Genomic DNA, 15,566 nt, shown 5'->3' with positions numbered 1-15,566 from the left:
CATATGTCAGCAATACCTCGTAAGTTAACTTTTGCGGTGATTATCGGCAACCGGGGTTTCTTCCCAAGCTATCTAGTGGCAGACGCGCGCCGTGATGCCCAGGCACTGTTCGACCGCCTGGGAATTAACACCATTATGCTCAATGAGGAGCAAACCCCGCTCGGTGGGGTAGAAAACTGGCGTGACGCCAAAGTGTGTGCCGAATTGTTCCGTAAACACCGCGAAGAAATCCACGGTGTGGTGGTCATTTTGCCTAACTTTGGTGATGAAAAAAGTGTCTCCGATGCCATTCGTCTTTCTGGCCTGAAAGTGCCGGTATTGGTGCAGGCCGAAGAAGATGCACTGGATAAAATGGGGCTGGCGACCCGTCGGGACAGTTTCTGCGGCAAAATATCACTCTGTAATAACCTGCGCCAATATGGCATTCCATTCACATTGACTCAGCAGCATGTTTGCAGTTTAAACAGCGAAATTTTTAGCCGCGATGTCGAACAGTTTGTACAGCTGTGCCGTGTGGTGCATGCCATGAAACGGGTGCGGGTTGGGGCGATCGGCGCACGCCCGACTAACTTTAATACCGTGCGTTACAGCGAAAAGTTATTAGAAAATTTGGGGATTACAGTTGAAACCCTCGATTTATCCGAGGTGTTTTTCCGCGTGGCTAACCTCAGTGATAATGATATCCGTGTCGATGAAAAATTGGCTCTCTTAAAAGCGAATGGTGATACCCAGGCTATCCCGCAAGATAAACTGCACAAAATGGCAAAATTGTTCGTGGTTATCAGTGAGTGGATTATTGCCAATGATATTGATACCACCGCCATGCAGTGCTGGACATCACTGCAACAAAATCTGGGGATCAACGTCTGCTCCATTATGAGTGTGATGTCTGGGCAATTAATGCCAAGTGCTTGTGAGGTGGATGTGATGGGAGCGCTATCAATGTACGCGCTGGCGAGTTGCTCACTGGCTCCGGCCTCAATTGCTGACTGGAATAATAATTTTGGCGCAGAGCGAGATAAGTGTGTGCTATTCCATTGCGGTAATTTTGCCAGCGAAAGTTTGGAAAGCTCAACCATGGGCACTGCGGATATTATTGGAACAACGGTGGGTTGTGAGAATACCTGCGGAGCTGTCCATGGCCGCATGAAGTCTGGGCCATTGACTTATTTTCGCCTCTCCTCCGATGATTTTACCGGCCAAGTGCGCGCCTATGTAGGAGAGGGGCGCTCTGTCAGTGATGAGCTGGATACCGTTGGATGCCGTGCCGTGGTGGAAGTGCCGCAACTGGAAAGTTTACTGACACACATCTGTAACCATGGTTTCGAGCATCATGTGGCGATGAATCATTCAGCCACAGCTAAAGTATTGCAAGAAGCATTCAGTAAATATCTGGGCGTTGATTGTTACTGGCATGCAAAATAAGCTATTTATGTTAAGTCCTTAAATCATTGCGCACCAAGGACGGTGCGATTAACTATATGGCTACAGTAATGTCTCAGCGGTAATTCTGTCGGTAATTAATACGTCAATATAATTGCCTGTCAGCGCACCGCGAATAGCGGCACTTTTCCCGACACCACCTGCCAGTGCCACGACCCGTGGGCAAGCTCGTAATTGCGGCAATGACATGCCAATCACCGGATCCTCTTCATCGCTGAGCACGGCATTGCCAGCGGCATCAAAATAATGCAAACATAAATCGCCCACTGCCCCACGTTCTGCCAGTAATTTCAGCATTTCTTCATGGTAATAGTTACCGGAATTTTTCAACAACTGTGACGGTTCTAAGTCACCGATACCCACTAATGCTAGGTCAACTTCAGCAAATTTATTCACTACATCAGCGACTTCACCGCTGGATATCAGCCGGGCGCGATCCTCGGTTGAGCGCTCGATACTTTGCGCGGGCAGCAAGTAGGCCGGACAATTTAGAATATTTGCCAATGATTGTGTTAACAAGGTGGCCTGCACATTGCCGTTGGGGCCAACCCCGCCTAATAACTGAATCACACCACTGGTTTTGATGTTCAGCGGGTGAAGGTTATCGACCATTGCCCGAATAGTGCTGCTCCATGAAGAGATGCCCACCATATCATTGGGGCGAATACTGGTTTGCATATAATGAGCTGCCGCAGAGCCGATAGCCTGTTTTATCTGGGCGGAACTGGCGTCATCAGCGATATCCACCACAATAGCCTGGTCAATTCCATAGTGTTTTTGAATCCGTGATTCGATGCCAATAAACATGTTAGGCGGCTGGATAACACTGATTTTAACCACGCCTTCCTTGACGCAGCGGGTTATCGCCCGTGAGACAAAAGACTGAGATAAATGCAAGCTGTCAGCAATTTCAGATTGCTTCATGCCTTCGGTGTAATACAGCGTAGCTATTTTCACCAATAACCGTTGTTCATCTTGTCTCGACATGGTTCCATCCTGCTAAATACCTGGTGCTGGTATTTTTATTCAAAGCCGAATAAATAACAAGCAGTACCAAACTAGCGCCTTTTTGAGTCAATAATGAGCAAAAGCACATATATCTCGAGATGACAGGGTATAAGAGATGTCTGTCACCATTAGCATTAATGCTGTTGATACTCATCCTCGGAGAGGGGCGCCATGGGGCTTTTTTCTGCTTCGGATTGCTCTGGCGGCGGCATAATGTCGTGGATCAACTGCTCATCAAAACTGGGATTTAGCGCCGGGGACAGTGGAGAACTGACCAGACTGTCAGGTATTGCCATATGTGGCACTGGGGCATCGTTAACAAATTCATCCTGATCCTGTTGTACAGTTCTGCTGAGTGCTATCAGGCTTAAGCCGCAGAGAGAGAAGAACGCATACAGAATATTGCCACCCAGAGGTGCAATTAGTGCCCCCACGGCAAGTGGGCCGATACTGGCACCGACTCCGAATGACATCAATAAACAAGCAGCTAAAGAAACTCTTCGTTCTGGCGCAATCAGGTCATTGGCTAAGGCAACGACTAACGGATAAAGGGTAAATTGCAACATACTGACGATAAAGCCCAAACCCAATAAAAAATGGAACGATATATGAGGCACTAGCGCCAATGGGAGTGCGGTTAATGCCAGTAATAAAGCATTAATTCGTATTAATAACGTACGGTTATAGCGATCGGACAACCAACTGAGTGGGAGCTGGGCGACCAGACCGGCAAAGATAGACAATGCCATAAACAGGCCGGTTTCTTGAGTAGAAAGCGATTGCAAGCTGGCATAGACCGGTGCCAGGCCATAAAACGAGCCGACAATCATGCCAATGACTAATGTCGATGCCAGTATTTTGGGGATCGAACTGATAAAGAATTTCAGCTCCATAGGGGCTGGCGACATCTGTTGGGCATTACTGCGAGTCGTCAGTGCAACTGGCACCAGACAAAGAGCAAAAAACAGAGCAATAATCATCAGTGTGCTCAGACCCAACTCAGGTTGAAGCATCAATACCACCTGGCCCAACGCCATGCCCGCATAGGTTGCGGCCATATAAAAGCCAAATACTGTGCCGCGCTGGTTAGACTCGGCTTGGTCATTAAGCCAGCTTTCCAGCACCATAAACTGACACATCATGCAGAGACCAATAATCAAGCGTAAAACCACCCAGGCGGGGATGTATTCAGTCAGCCCATGGCTTAGTACCGCCGCCGTAATGATGCCTGCACAGGCCACATAAGCACGGATATGCCCAACTCGAGCAATCAGGAAATGGCCTACCTTACCTCCGATGACTAAACCAATATAGTTTGCGGCAATGATGGCCCCAATTAATGCGCCAGAGACATGGATGGTGGTCAACCTTAACGAGATATACGTGGTCAATAAACCTGAACCCAATAGCATCAATACGGTGGCGCTATAAAGAGGGAAGAAGGCGTTAAGAATTTTTTTCACTGTCACGTCCTTAGTTCATCATCCCGGATATTTGCCGCTACGACAGATATTGCCAGCCGCATCGTCTTTATTTTGATACTAACAGCTGAGTCCCTGAGGTAAAGCTTTGTAGGGCAATACACTTTTTTTCATGAAACCTTGCGAGGCGTTTCGCATAACTAACCGCTGTTGTCGTTATGGCGGAAAGAAGTGCTACTATCGGCAGCAGTGGATTTCATTCGAGTAGGGGGCAATAATGCGCGAGAAACAATTACGTCAGCTCAGTATTGCGGTAGGTAATAAGCTAAAAGAGCGTGCGGCTTGGATTACCTGTGCTGAATCTTGCACCGGAGGATGGGTGGCCAAAGCCTTGACTGATATCGCGGGCAGCTCAGCCTATTTCGACCGGGGCTTTGTGACTTACAGTAATGCGGCAAAACATGATTTACTGGGTGTAAAAGAAAGTACGTTGTCAGAGCATGGCGCAGTCAGTGAAGCCGTAGTTCGCGAGATGGCATTAGGCGCATTGCGAGCAGCAAACGCGGACTTTGCGGTATCAATAAGCGGCGTAGCTGGGCCTGATGGCGGTACCGCGGAGAAGCCGGTTGGTACGGTATGGTTTGCTTTTGTCTCGCATGATGGTCAGATTTTAGTCAGTCAGCAGCTTTTTTACGGTGACCGTGATGATGTGAGGTTACAAGCGGCTGTTTTCGCACTACAAACGCTATTAGATAATTTTCTGCAAAATTAGTCTTGATACTGTATGATTGTACAGTATAATTAGTGGTAATTTCCTGCACAAAACAACATTCAGTGGTGATGACAGGGGCAACCCGGCATCCCAGAGAGGGAGTAAAAATGGCTATTGATGAGAATAAACAAAAGGCGTTAGCAGCAGCACTGGGCCAAATTGAAAAGCAATTTGGCAAAGGCTCTATCATGCGCCTTGGCGAAGACCGCTCAATGGATGTTGAAACCATCTCTACTGGTTCTCTTTCTCTTGATATTGCATTGGGGGCGGGTGGCCTGCCAATGGGGCGTATTGTTGAGATTTATGGCCCAGAATCATCCGGTAAAACAACACTGACCTTACAAGTTATTGCTGCCGCACAGCGCGAAGGTAAAACCTGCGCCTTTATCGATGCTGAGCATGCTCTTGATCCAATTTATGCTAAAAAGTTAGGCGTAGATATTGATAACCTGCTGTGTTCCCAGCCAGATACTGGCGAACAAGCACTGGAAATTTGTGACGCACTAACTCGCTCTGGTGCAGTTGATGTCATCATCGTTGACTCCGTGGCCGCATTGACACCAAAAGCTGAAATTGAGGGTGAAATCGGTGACTCTCACATGGGGCTTGCAGCACGTATGATGAGCCAGGCCATGCGTAAATTGGCAGGTAACCTGAAGAATGCGAATACCTTGTTGATCTTCATTAACCAGATCCGTATGAAAATCGGCGTTATGTTTGGCAACCCTGAAACCACAACTGGCGGTAACGCCCTTAAATTTTATGCCTCGGTGCGTTTAGATATTCGTCGTATTGGTGCAGTAAAAGAAGGTGATGTGGTTGTAGGTAGCGAGACTCGCGTTAAAGTGGTGAAAAACAAAATCGCGGCACCATTTAAACAAGCCGAATTCCAGATCCTGTATGGTGAAGGTATCAACATTAATGGTGAACTTGTTGATTTAGGTGTTAAGCACAAACTAATTGAGAAAGCAGGTGCTTGGTATAGCTATAACGGTGACAAGATTGGTCAGGGTAAAGCGAATGCCAGTAACTACTTAAAAGAAAACCCAGCGGTTGCTGCTGAGTTGGATAAAAAATTACGTGAAATGCTCCTAAATGGGGGCAATGGTGAACAACCTGTTGCAGTAGCATTTGCTGATGAAACAGATGAAACCAGCGAAGAGTTTTAATTTGCACGATCATAGATTTGGTTAACAAATTAGGTAGTTAACAAACGGCTCACTTATAAGTGGGCCGTTTTAGTAAACGCGGGTATGTAGTGGCTTCAATGTATATTTATTTTGGTATCATTGGCGCTGCTATAAGCCCATAAGCAGCAATCTGGCAGAAGTTCAACTCAATGACAGCCCGGGTAGTGAGTGCCGCTAGTACCTCTGTGACCTCATGCAAGAAGGATATCTATGAATGACCTACTAAGCCGCGCCATGAGGCTACTCTCTCAACGTGATCATAGTGAATCTGAATTACGTCGCAAGCTTGCATTGCAGCCATTTTCTGCAAAAGGTCAGTGGGGAAAACTCACGGGCAATGGGGGCGGCGAGCCCGTCGCAGATATTGATCCGCAAGTTATCGAGCAAGTTATTGCTTATTGCTACCAACATAATTGGTTGGATGATTCCCGCTTTGCTACCAGCTACATTAATAGCCGTAGTCGTAAAGGATATGGCGCACAGCGTATCCGTTCCGAATTGATGCAAAAGGGTGTCGATAAAGAACTCATTCAAGCTGCTTTTGGAATTAGTGAAATAGATTGGTGCTTACTCGCAAAAGAAGTCGCCCAGCGTAAATTTAGTGAAGTTTTACCGGTTGAATGGAAAGAGAAGGTTAAAGTTCAGCGCTATCTTCTCTATCGTGGTTTCTTCCAGGAGGAAATTCAGTCAATTTACAATGATTTTGTCGAATGAACGCACACAGGATTTTACTTCCCCTCGAAGAAAATTTATCTTAGTCCCACTTTTTGTTCGTGAGCTTACCCATTGTGTTGCCGTTTTAAGTAACTCAATTTGCTTGCGGGCTATTCTTTTAGCTTGTTTCCGGGACAATTATGAGCAAGAGCACCGCTGAGATTCGTCAAGCGTTTCTCGATTTCTTCCATAGCAAGGGACATCAGGTTGTATCAAGCAGCTCTTTGGTCCCTAATAATGACCCTACGCTGTTGTTTACCAATGCCGGGATGAACCAGTTTAAGGATGTTTTCTTAGGTTTGGATAAGCGGGCATATTCCCGTGCGACGACCTCTCAGCGCTGTGTGCGAGCAGGTGGTAAGCATAATGACCTTGAAAACGTAGGGTATACCGCACGTCACCACACCTTCTTCGAAATGTTAGGTAACTTCAGTTTCGGTGATTACTTCAAACATGATGCTATCAGTTTCGCTTGGGAGTTATTAACCGGCGAGCAGTGGTTTAATTTACCGAAAGACAAACTGTGGGTAACTGTTTACGAAACTGACGATGAGGCCTATGAGATCTGGGCTAATGACATTGGGATTCCTCGTGAGCGTATTATTCGCATAGGTGATAACAAAGGCGGTGCCTTTGCCTCTGACAACTTCTGGCAAATGGGTGATACTGGCCCTTGCGGCCCATGCACAGAGATTTTCTTTGACCATGGTGACCATATTTGGGGCGGCCCTCCAGGTTCGGCGCAAGAAGATGGCGATCGCTATATTGAGATCTGGAATATCGTCTTCATGCAGTTCAACCGCCAGTCTGATGGCACCATGCTGCCATTACCTAAGCCATCAGTTGATACCGGCATGGGGCTGGAGCGCATTGCTGCGGTATTACAGCATGTTAATTCTAACTACGAAATTGACCTGTTCCGCGATTTAATTCGCGCAGTGGCTGATGTCACGGGGGCTACTGATCTTTCTAGCAAGTCACTGCGTGTTATTGCTGACCATATTCGCTCTTGTGCTTTCCTGATTTCTGATGGTGTTATTCCGTCGAATGAAAACCGCGGCTATGTTCTGCGCCGTATCATTCGTCGTGCTATTCGTCATGGAAATATGCTGGGGGCGAAAGATACTTTCTTCTACAAGCTGGTTGCTCCGCTGATTACGGTTATGGGCTCAGCTGCTAATGAATTGAAACAGCAGCAGGCGATGGTTGAGCAGGTGCTGAAAACGGAAGAAGAGCAGTTCGCGCGGACATTAGAGCGCGGCCTGGCTCTCTTGGATGAAGAACTCAGCAAGTTAACCGGTGATACCCTTGATGGTGAAACGGCTTTCCGCCTATACGACACCTACGGCTTCCCTGTTGATTTAACTGCCGATGTTTGCCGTGAGCGCAATCTGAAAGTTGATGAGGTTGGTTTTGAGCAAGCAATGGAAGATCAGCGCCGTCGCGCTCGTGAATCCAGTGGCTTCGGTGCTGACTATAACAGCCTGATTCGTGTTGATAGCGCCAGCCAGTTCTCTGGCTATGACCATGTCCACCAACAGGCTACCGTCACTGCGCTGTTCCGTGATGGCAAAGCTGTTGATGAGATTCATGCCGGTGAAGAAGCGGTTGTCGTATTGAATCAAACGCCATTCTATGGTGAGTCTGGTGGTCAGGTTGGTGATAAAGGCGAGCTGAAAAATGCGACCGCCACTTTTGCTGTAAATGATACTCAGAAGTATGGCCAAGCTATCGGCCATCTTGGGCAATTGACTCATGGAACATTGCGAGTTAATCACAGCATTGATGCTCAAGTGGATGTTGCGCGGCGTAATCGTATTCGTTTGAATCATTCAGCAACTCACTTGCTGCACGCAGCATTGCGCAAGACATTGGGCGACCATGTTGCTCAGAAAGGCTCGTTAGTTAATGATAAATATCTGCGTTTTGATTTCTCTCATTTTGAAGCAATGAAACCGGAACAAATTCGTCAGGTCGAGGATATGGTTAACGAGCAAATTCGGCGTAATATGCCCGTCCAAACTGAAGTCATGGCGTTGGATGCGGCGAAAGAAAAAGGCGCAATGGCACTGTTCGGCGAAAAGTATGACGACCAAGTGCGGGTCTTGACCATGGGGGATTTCTCCACCGAGCTATGTGGTGGTATCCATGCCAGCCGTACTGGTGATATTGGTCTGTTCCGCATTTTATCTGAGTCGGGTACTGCCGCCGGGATTCGCCGTATTGAAGCTGTCACAGGCGAGGGGGCGATTGCACTGTTGCACCAGGAGAGTGACCTGCTTCAGGATGTTGCTCATCTGGTTAAAGGTGATGTCCATAGCTTGGCAGATAAAGTCCGCGCGGTATTGGATCGCAGTAAAATGCTGGAGCGTGAACTGCAGCAATTAAAAGATCAGCAAGCTGCTCAGGAAAGTGCCTCATTATCGTCCGATGCTAAATGGGTCAATGGTGTGAAACTTCTTGTTAGTCAGTTAGATAACGTTGAGCCAAAAATGTTGCGTACAATGGTTGATGACCTTAAAAATCAACTGGGTTCCGCTATTATTGTGCTGGCGACGACAGCAGAAGATAAGGTTAGCCTTATTGTTGGTGTCACTAAAGACCTCACCGGCAAAGTAAAAGCGGGTGAGTTAATTGCCGATATTGCCCAGCAGGTTGGCGGTAAAGGCGGTGGACGCCCTGATATGGCTCAGGCGGGTGGTACCGATGTGCAAGCATTGCCGTCAGCATTAGCAAGTGTTGAAGCATGGGTGGCATCTCGATTATAAGTAAGTCATGACCTATTAAATCAATACGCCATATCTCTATGTTGGGTATGGCGTTTTTCAATTTTCCTGTCATAGTTCGAAAACAAAGTTAAACGCAAAGTTATTTGCTTCAGCTAAACTTGTATTAGTTAGAGACTTGACCAAGCTACTTACATTTTATGTGAATGTGATGGCTTACGTTTTCACGGTGTATGATGGATAATGGCGGGGAAACTGAGAGACCCGACTCTTTTAATTTTTCAAGGAGCAAAGAATGCTTATTCTGACTCGTCGAGTTGGTGAAACACTCATGATTGGCGATGAGGTTACGGTTACTGTATTAGGGGTTAAAGGCAACCAAGTTCGAATTGGTGTAAATGCTCCGAAAGAGGTTTCTGTTCACCGTGAAGAAATCTACCAGCGCATCCAAGCAGAAAAGTCCCAACCGACGACTTACTGATTTTGAAGAAGCGTCTCGTGTTACACGAGGCGCTACTGCTGTTTATCCCTACTGCATTTTGCTATTTATCCCTTTCTTGTGTTTTTATTCCCGTCATAATTTTCTGTTTACGACTAATTTAATTGAGCTATCAGGATTATTTCTTTTTTCTCGCCCTCAGGGAATAGCGCAATAAACACTATCTTGCCTGTTGATAAAACACTCTTTTTGACGCCAAACTGGCCATGTTGCGTGTGAATTGTGCAAATGAGCGTGAGTTGGGAAAAATTGTTTGACTTATAAGTGCGGGAAAGTAATATGTGCGCCACGCAGTGCCGATGAGCTTCTTCAAAAGCAAGTTAGGCACAATTCGCAAGAAGCGTATGGTGAGGTGGCCGAGAGGCTGAAGGCGCTCCCCTGCTAAGGGAGTATACGGTCAAAAGCTGTATCGAGGGTTCGAATCCCTCCCTCACCGCCATTTACTATGCACCCATAGCTCAGCTGGATAGAGTACTCGGCTACGAACCGAGCGGTCGGAAGTTCGAATCTTCCTGGGTGCACCATATTTTGCAGTATGGTGAAATAGTCAAATGAACATCAGGTAGTGTCAAAGAATTAATTGCACCCATAGCTCAGCTGGATAGAGTACTCGGCTACGAACCGAGCGGTCGGAAGTTCGAATCTTCCTGGGTGCACCATCTTCTGGATCATCAATCTTGTTGTTAAGTTTCACTTGTTGAAACGCACCCATAAAGTTAGCAATACGACATTGCACCCATAGCTCAGCTGGATAGAGTACTCGGCTACGAACCGAGCGGTCGGAAGTTCGAATCTTCCTGGGTGCACCATATTAAGAAACCTCGCTACGGCGGGGTTTTCTGCTTTTAGGCTTGTGCTACTCGCCATGTGAATGTTTTGACCTCATTTATTGAACCCCCCTAATTCGTTGATTTTCACTATGCTAGATAGCATTATTCTCGCTTGGGAATGCTATTTTTTTGATGAAATTCAGTTGATTATAGAATGAGCGACAATTTAGTTAGTTTGCGATAAAGTAGCTTTTCATTTTCTCCTTGGTCGCGGGGTCACGATGTACGATCGCTATGAAGGCTTAATTTTTGATATGGATGGCACCATCCTGGATACTGAGCCTACGCATCGTCAGGCATGGCGCCAAGTGCTCACGTCGTACGGCATGAAATTTGACGAGCAGGCTTTGGTTGCTTTGAATGGTGCGCCGACGTGGCAGATTGCACGTGTAATCATTGCTAATCATCAATTGGACTTGGATCCTCATTTACTGGCCGCAGAGAAAACGACTCTGTTTAAATCTATGTTGCTGGATGATGTGAAGCCTCTGCCGCTCATTGACGTGGTTAAAGCCTATTATGGGCGTAAACATATGGCTGTTGGTACTGGCAGCGAGCATGCCATGGCTGAGCTGCTTTTACGCCACTTGGGCTTACGTGACTATTTTGACGTTATTGTCGGTGCCGATGATGTCACCAAACATAAGCCTGAGCCGGAGACATTTCTGCGCTGTGCGCAACTACTCGGTGTGCCCGCACACAAGTGCGTGGTCTTTGAAGATGCTGATTTTGGTGTTGAGGCAGCAAAGCGAGCCAATATGGCAATAGTTGATGTGCGCCTACTGTGAGTAGTACGCTAGCTATTGCTTCATTGTTTGGGAGTAGCTTTCTTAGCGCGACGCTCTTACCCGGAAATTCTGAAATTCTATTAGTTACCCTCTTAACGGCAAGCAGTGCGCCGGTCATGATGTTGGTGCTGTCTGCCACCATCGGGAACACCCTTGGGGGGCTAACTAATGTTGTTATAGGCCGTTTATTACCGGAACTAAAACCACAACGCGGGATGAATACAGCGCTTGGCTGGCTTCAACGTTTTGGCCCGGCTGCTTTGTTATTGAGCTGGCTACCGGTGGTGGGCGATTTGATGTGTGTGTTGGCAGGCTGGTTGCGTATGCCTTGGGGCCTTGTGGCTTTTTTTCTGTGCTTGGGAAAAGCATTGCGTTATATCGTGTTAACGGTAATTACGTTACAAGGAATTGCCTGGTGGCAGTAAAGAATGTGACAAACTTACGTAGTCACACCTATGCAGTTTCAGTATGCTGGCGAGTTATGGTTTTCAAGAGCGGGAGGTCGATTTGATCCCGGATGTATCACACGCGTTAACTTGGTTGGAAGCGCACCCTAAAGCCCTAAAAGGGATCCGCCGCGGTATCGAGCGGGAAACATTAAGAGTCACTGCCGACGGCCACTTAGCCTCGACGGGCCATCCTGAGTCATTGGGTGCAGCGCTGACTCATCAGTGGATTACCACCGACTTTGCTGAGGCATTGCTGGAATTCATTACTCCAGTCGATGGTGATATTGACCATCTGCTGACTTTTTTGCGTGATATCCACCGCTATACCGCACGTAAACTGGGCGATGAGCGCATGTGGCCACTGAGTATGCCTTGCTTTATTGGTGCTGAGCAGGATATTGAACTGGCTAAATATGGCTCGTCTAATATTGGCCGTTTCAAGACACTTTATCGTGAAGGCCTAAAAAACCGTTACGGTGCTTTGATGCAAACTATTTCTGGTGTGCACTATAACTTCTCTTTGCCGTTGGAATTTTGGCAGGCATGGGCGGGGGTCACCGATGAAAAAAGCGGCAAGGAAGAGATTTCAGCGGGATATTTCCGTCTGATTCGTAATTATTATCGCTTTGGCTGGGTTATTCCTTATCTGTTTGGCGCTTCTCCGGCTATTTGCTCATCCTTCCTGCAAGGACGTGAGACCGCATTACCGTTTGAGCGCAATGATAAAGGGATGTGTTATTTGCCTTATGCCACCTCATTGCGCTTGAGTGACTTGGGTTACACCAATAAATCACAAAGTAATTTGGGTATTACGTTTAATGATTTGCATACCTATGTTGCGGCACTGAAGCGCGCGATTCAAACACCATCAGAAGAATATGCGGCATTAGGATTAAAAGACGGTGACCGCCATCTGCAACTGAATACTAATGTGTTACAGATAGAAAATGAGCTTTATGCGCCAATTCGGCCTAAGCGAGTTACCCACGCTGGCGAGTCACCATCTGATGCTTTGCTGCGCGGTGGGATTGAATATATTGAAGTGCGCTCCTTGGACATTAACCCATTCTCGCCGATTGGTGTGGATGCCGCGCAAGCGCGTTTCCTTGATCTATTCCTGATTTGGTGTGTATTGGCAGATGCGCCTGAAATGAGCAGCGACGAATTGCTGTGTACTCGGAAAAACTGGAATCGAGTCATTTTGGAGGGGCGTAAACCTGACCAGACTATCGGTATGGGATGCAACGATACGCGTGCGCCGTTAGCAAAAGTGGGTAAAGACCTATTTGCCGACCTACGCCGTGTTGCAGAAGTATTAGATGGGAAAGAAAGCACTGAATATCAACAGGTTTGTGATGAACTTGTCGCGTCCTTTGATGATCCGAGTTTGACATTCTCTGCCCGCATTTTGCAAGCGATGAAAAAGGATGGTATTGGTGGTGTTGGCCTTGAACTGGCCGAGCGCTACCGAGAAATGCTGCAAAGTGAACCTTTGGAGTTACTCACTGAAGAGCAATTATCTGAAGAGGGAGCGGCTTCTTGGGGGCGTCAACGTGAGCTAGAACTCAAAGATAAGCTAAGCTTTGAGGAGTATTTGGTGCTTCACGGCGGTCAATAAAAAGAAAAGGCCACATTGCTGTGGCCAAATTAACATCTCTGATAACAGGGATGATGATAACAAATGCGCGTCTTTCACATATTAAGACGCGCGCGATAGAAAAAAGTTTCACGAGTTGCGAAAAAAAGATCAAATAAAAATTATTTTTTTATGAGGAGGTGACTAAATGCCATTATTGGATAGCTTTACCGTAGACCATACCATTATGAAAGCACCCGCAGTGCGCGTTGCTAAGACGATGAAAACTCCTCATGGCGACGAGATAACTGTATTTGATTTGCGTTTCTGTGTGCCAAATAAAGAAGTGATGCCAGAGAAGGGAATCCATACTCTGGAACATCTTTTTGCTGGTTTTATGCGCAATCATCTCAATGGCAATGGTGTTGAGATTATCGATATCTCGCCCATGGGATGCCGTACCGGTTTTTACATGAGCTTGATTGGTACGCCCGATGAGCAGCGAGTTGCTGATGCCTGGAAAGCCGCAATGGCCGATGTGCTGAAAGTCACTGACCAGCGCAAGATCCCTGAGCTAAACGAATATCAGTGCGGAACTTATCATATGCACTCGCTGGCAGAAGCGCAGGAAATCGCCAAAGGTATTATTGACCGAGGTGTGCGCATCAACCACAACGAAGAGTTGGCGTTACCGAAGGAAAAACTGACTGAGCTGCACATTTAGTGTCAGTCGGTGCATTCTGATATTGAGTAGATAAATGACAAAAGGCGCTGAATAGCGTCTTTTTTATGGCGCATATATGTGGGAAAGCCGTTAGCCGAGATGGTTATCAGGCAAGATGGGTGTCACTCGTACCCGCTTAATCATATTTTCTTGGACATCCAGCACATCAATTAGATAATTTCCAACACGAACTTGAGCATCTACCTGCGGAATATCTGCAAGCTCCTCGAGTAGCATGCCATTGATAGTGCGGGCATCTATAGGGAGTGACCAGTTGAACGCTTTATTCAGTTCGCGCACATTGGCGCTACCATCAATCAGCACTGAGCCATCGCTCTGCGGATTAACTTCTTCCGCCAAGGTAGGAGACATTGACGTGGTGAAATCGCCGACGATCTCTTCCAAAATATCCTCAACAGTGACTAACCCCTGAATATCACCATATTCATCGACAATCATGCCGACTTTCTCTTTATTACGCTGAAACTTGACCAATTGCACATTGAGTGGTGTGCCTTCGGGAATAAAGTAGATTTCATCCGCTGCGCGCAGCAGGTTCTCTTTATTGAACTCTTTTTTCTCTGTCATCAGCCGGTAGGCTTCCCGCACCCGCAGCATACCGATAGCATCATCCAATGATTGACGATACAACACGATGCGGCCATGTGGCGAGTGAGTGAGTTGCCGCATGATTGATTTCCAATCATCATTGATATCTATCCCGATGACCTCATTACGCGGCACCATAATGTCGCTAACCGTCACCTTCTCCAGATCCAGCACGGAGATCAACATATCCTGATTACGCCGAGAGATTTGCGAGCGGGATTCATTCACAATACTGCGCAATTCATCTTTACTCACCGCGTCGCTACTGTGCACATTGCCGCGAATACCACACAGGCGCATCAGCCCGCGCGTGATGGTATTGAGGAGCCACACCACAGGCAGCATGATTTTTTGCAATGGGGCCAGTAAAACACTGCTGGGGAACGCAACGCGCTCAGGATAAAGGGCGGCGATAGTTTTTGGCATGACCTCGGCAAAAATCAGCACCACAAAAGTTAATACGCCAGTCGCTATGGCGACACCGGCATTGCCGTATAACCGGATGCCGACAATCGTCGCGAGCGCTGAAGCCAAAATATTGACCAGATTATTGCCGATTAATACCAAACTTATCAGGCGGTCAGGGCGGCGCAGTAACTTTTCAACCCGGCGCGCAGCACGATTACCCTGTTTGGACAAGTGACGTAGGCGGTAACGATTGAGTGTCATCATGCCGGTTTCGGAGGCAGAAAAATAAGCCGAAACTACGACCATAATGACTAGAATGATGATAAGCGTGCTAGTTGAGACATGATCCAACACAGTGTTCCTCAGTAACAATAAAATGCCCTGTGGCTCAACAGGGCGATGTGTGGAT

At 47.1% G+C, this 15,566-nt stretch carries 13 protein-coding genes and 4 tRNA genes; 14 read left to right on the top strand and 3 right to left on the bottom strand.

What is annotated here, in order from left to right; genetic code table 11:
- Positions 1-3 precede the first annotated feature (3 nt).
- Positions 4-1,425, top strand: coding sequence for an L-fucose/L-arabinose isomerase family protein (locus D5F51_RS14640; protein ID WP_087768536.1), 1,422 nt, complete (start codon positions 4-6; stop codon positions 1,423-1,425).
- Positions 1,426-1,485: 60 nt separating this feature from the next.
- On the opposite strand, the gene D5F51_RS14635 is transcribed toward D5F51_RS14640, so the two are convergent.
- Both D5F51_RS14635 and D5F51_RS14630 read right to left on the bottom strand, forming a co-directional pair.
- Complete coding sequence (locus D5F51_RS14635) at positions 1,486-2,430, bottom strand: sugar-binding transcriptional regulator (protein ID WP_025379346.1); 945 nt, start codon at positions 2,428-2,430, stop codon at positions 1,486-1,488.
- 155 nt (positions 2,431-2,585) lie between these two features.
- Positions 2,586-3,914 carry an MFS transporter gene (locus D5F51_RS14630; protein ID WP_129197530.1) on the bottom strand — a complete coding sequence of 443 codons (1,329 nt, stop codon included), beginning with the start codon at positions 3,912-3,914 and terminating at the stop codon, positions 2,586-2,588.
- A gap of 235 nt (positions 3,915-4,149) precedes the next feature.
- Here D5F51_RS14630 and pncC point away from each other — a divergent pair, with 235 nt between their 5' ends.
- The 13 genes from pncC (at position 4,150) to luxS (ending at position 14,140) form a co-directional block, all read left to right on the top strand.
- Complete coding sequence (gene pncC, locus D5F51_RS14625) at positions 4,150-4,644, top strand: nicotinamide-nucleotide amidase (protein ID WP_025379344.1); 495 nt, start codon at positions 4,150-4,152, stop codon at positions 4,642-4,644.
- Positions 4,645-4,751: 107 nt separating this feature from the next.
- Positions 4,752-5,813 carry a recombinase RecA gene (gene recA, locus D5F51_RS14620; protein WP_025379343.1) on the top strand — a complete coding sequence of 354 codons (1,062 nt, stop codon included), beginning with the start codon at positions 4,752-4,754 and terminating at the stop codon, positions 5,811-5,813.
- A 231-nt stretch (positions 5,814-6,044) separates the two neighbouring features.
- Positions 6,045-6,548 carry a recombination regulator RecX gene (gene recX, locus D5F51_RS14615; protein WP_129197528.1) on the top strand — a complete coding sequence of 168 codons (504 nt, stop codon included), beginning with the start codon at positions 6,045-6,047 and terminating at the stop codon, positions 6,546-6,548.
- Positions 6,549-6,688: 140 nt separating this feature from the next.
- Positions 6,689-9,316: an alanine--tRNA ligase gene (gene alaS, locus D5F51_RS14610; RefSeq protein ID WP_129197526.1), complete on the top strand. Its 2,628-nt coding sequence runs from the start codon at positions 6,689-6,691 to the stop codon at positions 9,314-9,316.
- A 253-nt stretch (positions 9,317-9,569) separates the two neighbouring features.
- Complete coding sequence (csrA, locus tag D5F51_RS14605; RefSeq protein WP_002209449.1) at positions 9,570-9,755, top strand: carbon storage regulator CsrA; 186 nt, start codon at positions 9,570-9,572, stop codon at positions 9,753-9,755.
- Positions 9,756-10,119: 364 nt separating this feature from the next.
- A tRNA-Ser gene (locus tag D5F51_RS14600) sits at positions 10,120-10,212 on the top strand.
- Between the two features lie 8 nt (positions 10,213-10,220).
- Positions 10,221-10,297: transfer RNA gene (locus tag D5F51_RS14595), tRNA-Arg, on the top strand.
- Between the two features lie 58 nt (positions 10,298-10,355).
- Positions 10,356-10,432 (top strand) — tRNA-Arg (locus tag D5F51_RS14590).
- Positions 10,433-10,505: 73 nt separating this feature from the next.
- Positions 10,506-10,582: transfer RNA gene (locus D5F51_RS14585), tRNA-Arg, on the top strand.
- Positions 10,583-10,824: 242 nt separating this feature from the next.
- Positions 10,825-11,391 (top strand): fructose-1-phosphate/6-phosphogluconate phosphatase, encoded by a 567-nt coding sequence (gene yqaB / locus D5F51_RS14580; protein WP_129197524.1) that lies wholly within the window; start codon positions 10,825-10,827, stop codon positions 11,389-11,391.
- Positions 11,388-11,816 carry a YqaA family protein gene (locus tag D5F51_RS14575; protein ID WP_129197522.1) on the top strand — a complete coding sequence of 143 codons (429 nt, stop codon included), beginning with the start codon at positions 11,388-11,390 and terminating at the stop codon, positions 11,814-11,816. Before yqaB ends, D5F51_RS14575 begins: the two co-directional genes overlap by 4 nt.
- 43 nt (positions 11,817-11,859) lie before the next feature.
- Entirely contained in the window at positions 11,860-13,458 is a 1,599-nt protein-coding gene (gene gshA / locus D5F51_RS14570) for a glutamate--cysteine ligase (RefSeq protein WP_186368185.1), read from the top strand.
- Positions 13,459-13,624: 166 nt separating this feature from the next.
- Positions 13,625-14,140, top strand: coding sequence for an S-ribosylhomocysteine lyase (gene luxS, locus D5F51_RS14565; RefSeq protein ID WP_025379338.1), 516 nt, complete (start codon positions 13,625-13,627; stop codon positions 14,138-14,140).
- A gap of 90 nt (positions 14,141-14,230) precedes the next feature.
- Here luxS and D5F51_RS14560 read toward each other — a convergent pair whose 3' ends face one another.
- Positions 14,231-15,508, bottom strand: a complete 1,278-nt coding sequence (locus tag D5F51_RS14560) for an HlyC/CorC family transporter (protein WP_162301850.1) — start codon at positions 15,506-15,508, stop codon at positions 14,231-14,233.
- Positions 15,509-15,566: the final 58 nt, after the last annotated feature.

Origin of the sequence: Yersinia hibernica (genome assembly GCF_004124235.1) — a bacterium.
Lineage (GTDB): Bacteria > Pseudomonadota > Gammaproteobacteria > Enterobacterales > Enterobacteriaceae > Yersinia > Yersinia hibernica.
The sequence above is the reverse complement of the archived record's forward strand: the minus strand, read 5'-3'. Positions and strand labels throughout refer to the sequence as shown.

Bases quoted from the DNA above. Each gene is read 5' to 3' on its own strand.
- D5F51_RS14640 (WP_087768536.1), top strand. From the start codon at position 4: ATGTCAGCAATACCTCGTAAGTTAACTTTTGCGGTGATTATCGGCAAC.
- D5F51_RS14635 (WP_025379346.1), bottom strand. From the start codon at position 2,430: ATGTCGAGACAAGATGAACAACGGTTATTGGTGAAAATAGCTACGCTG.
- pncC (WP_025379344.1), top strand. From the start codon at position 4,150: ATGCGCGAGAAACAATTACGTCAGCTCAGTATTGCGGTAGGTAATAAG.
- recA (WP_025379343.1), top strand. From the start codon at position 4,752: ATGGCTATTGATGAGAATAAACAAAAGGCGTTAGCAGCAGCACTGGGC.
- recX (WP_129197528.1), top strand. From the start codon at position 6,045: ATGAATGACCTACTAAGCCGCGCCATGAGGCTACTCTCTCAACGTGAT.
- alaS (WP_129197526.1), top strand. From the start codon at position 6,689: ATGAGCAAGAGCACCGCTGAGATTCGTCAAGCGTTTCTCGATTTCTTC.
- csrA (WP_002209449.1), top strand. From the start codon at position 9,570: ATGCTTATTCTGACTCGTCGAGTTGGTGAAACACTCATGATTGGCGAT.
- yqaB (WP_129197524.1), top strand. From the start codon at position 10,825: ATGTACGATCGCTATGAAGGCTTAATTTTTGATATGGATGGCACCATC.
- gshA (WP_186368185.1), top strand. From the start codon at position 11,860: ATGCTGGCGAGTTATGGTTTTCAAGAGCGGGAGGTCGATTTGATCCCG.
- luxS (WP_025379338.1), top strand. From the start codon at position 13,625: ATGCCATTATTGGATAGCTTTACCGTAGACCATACCATTATGAAAGCA.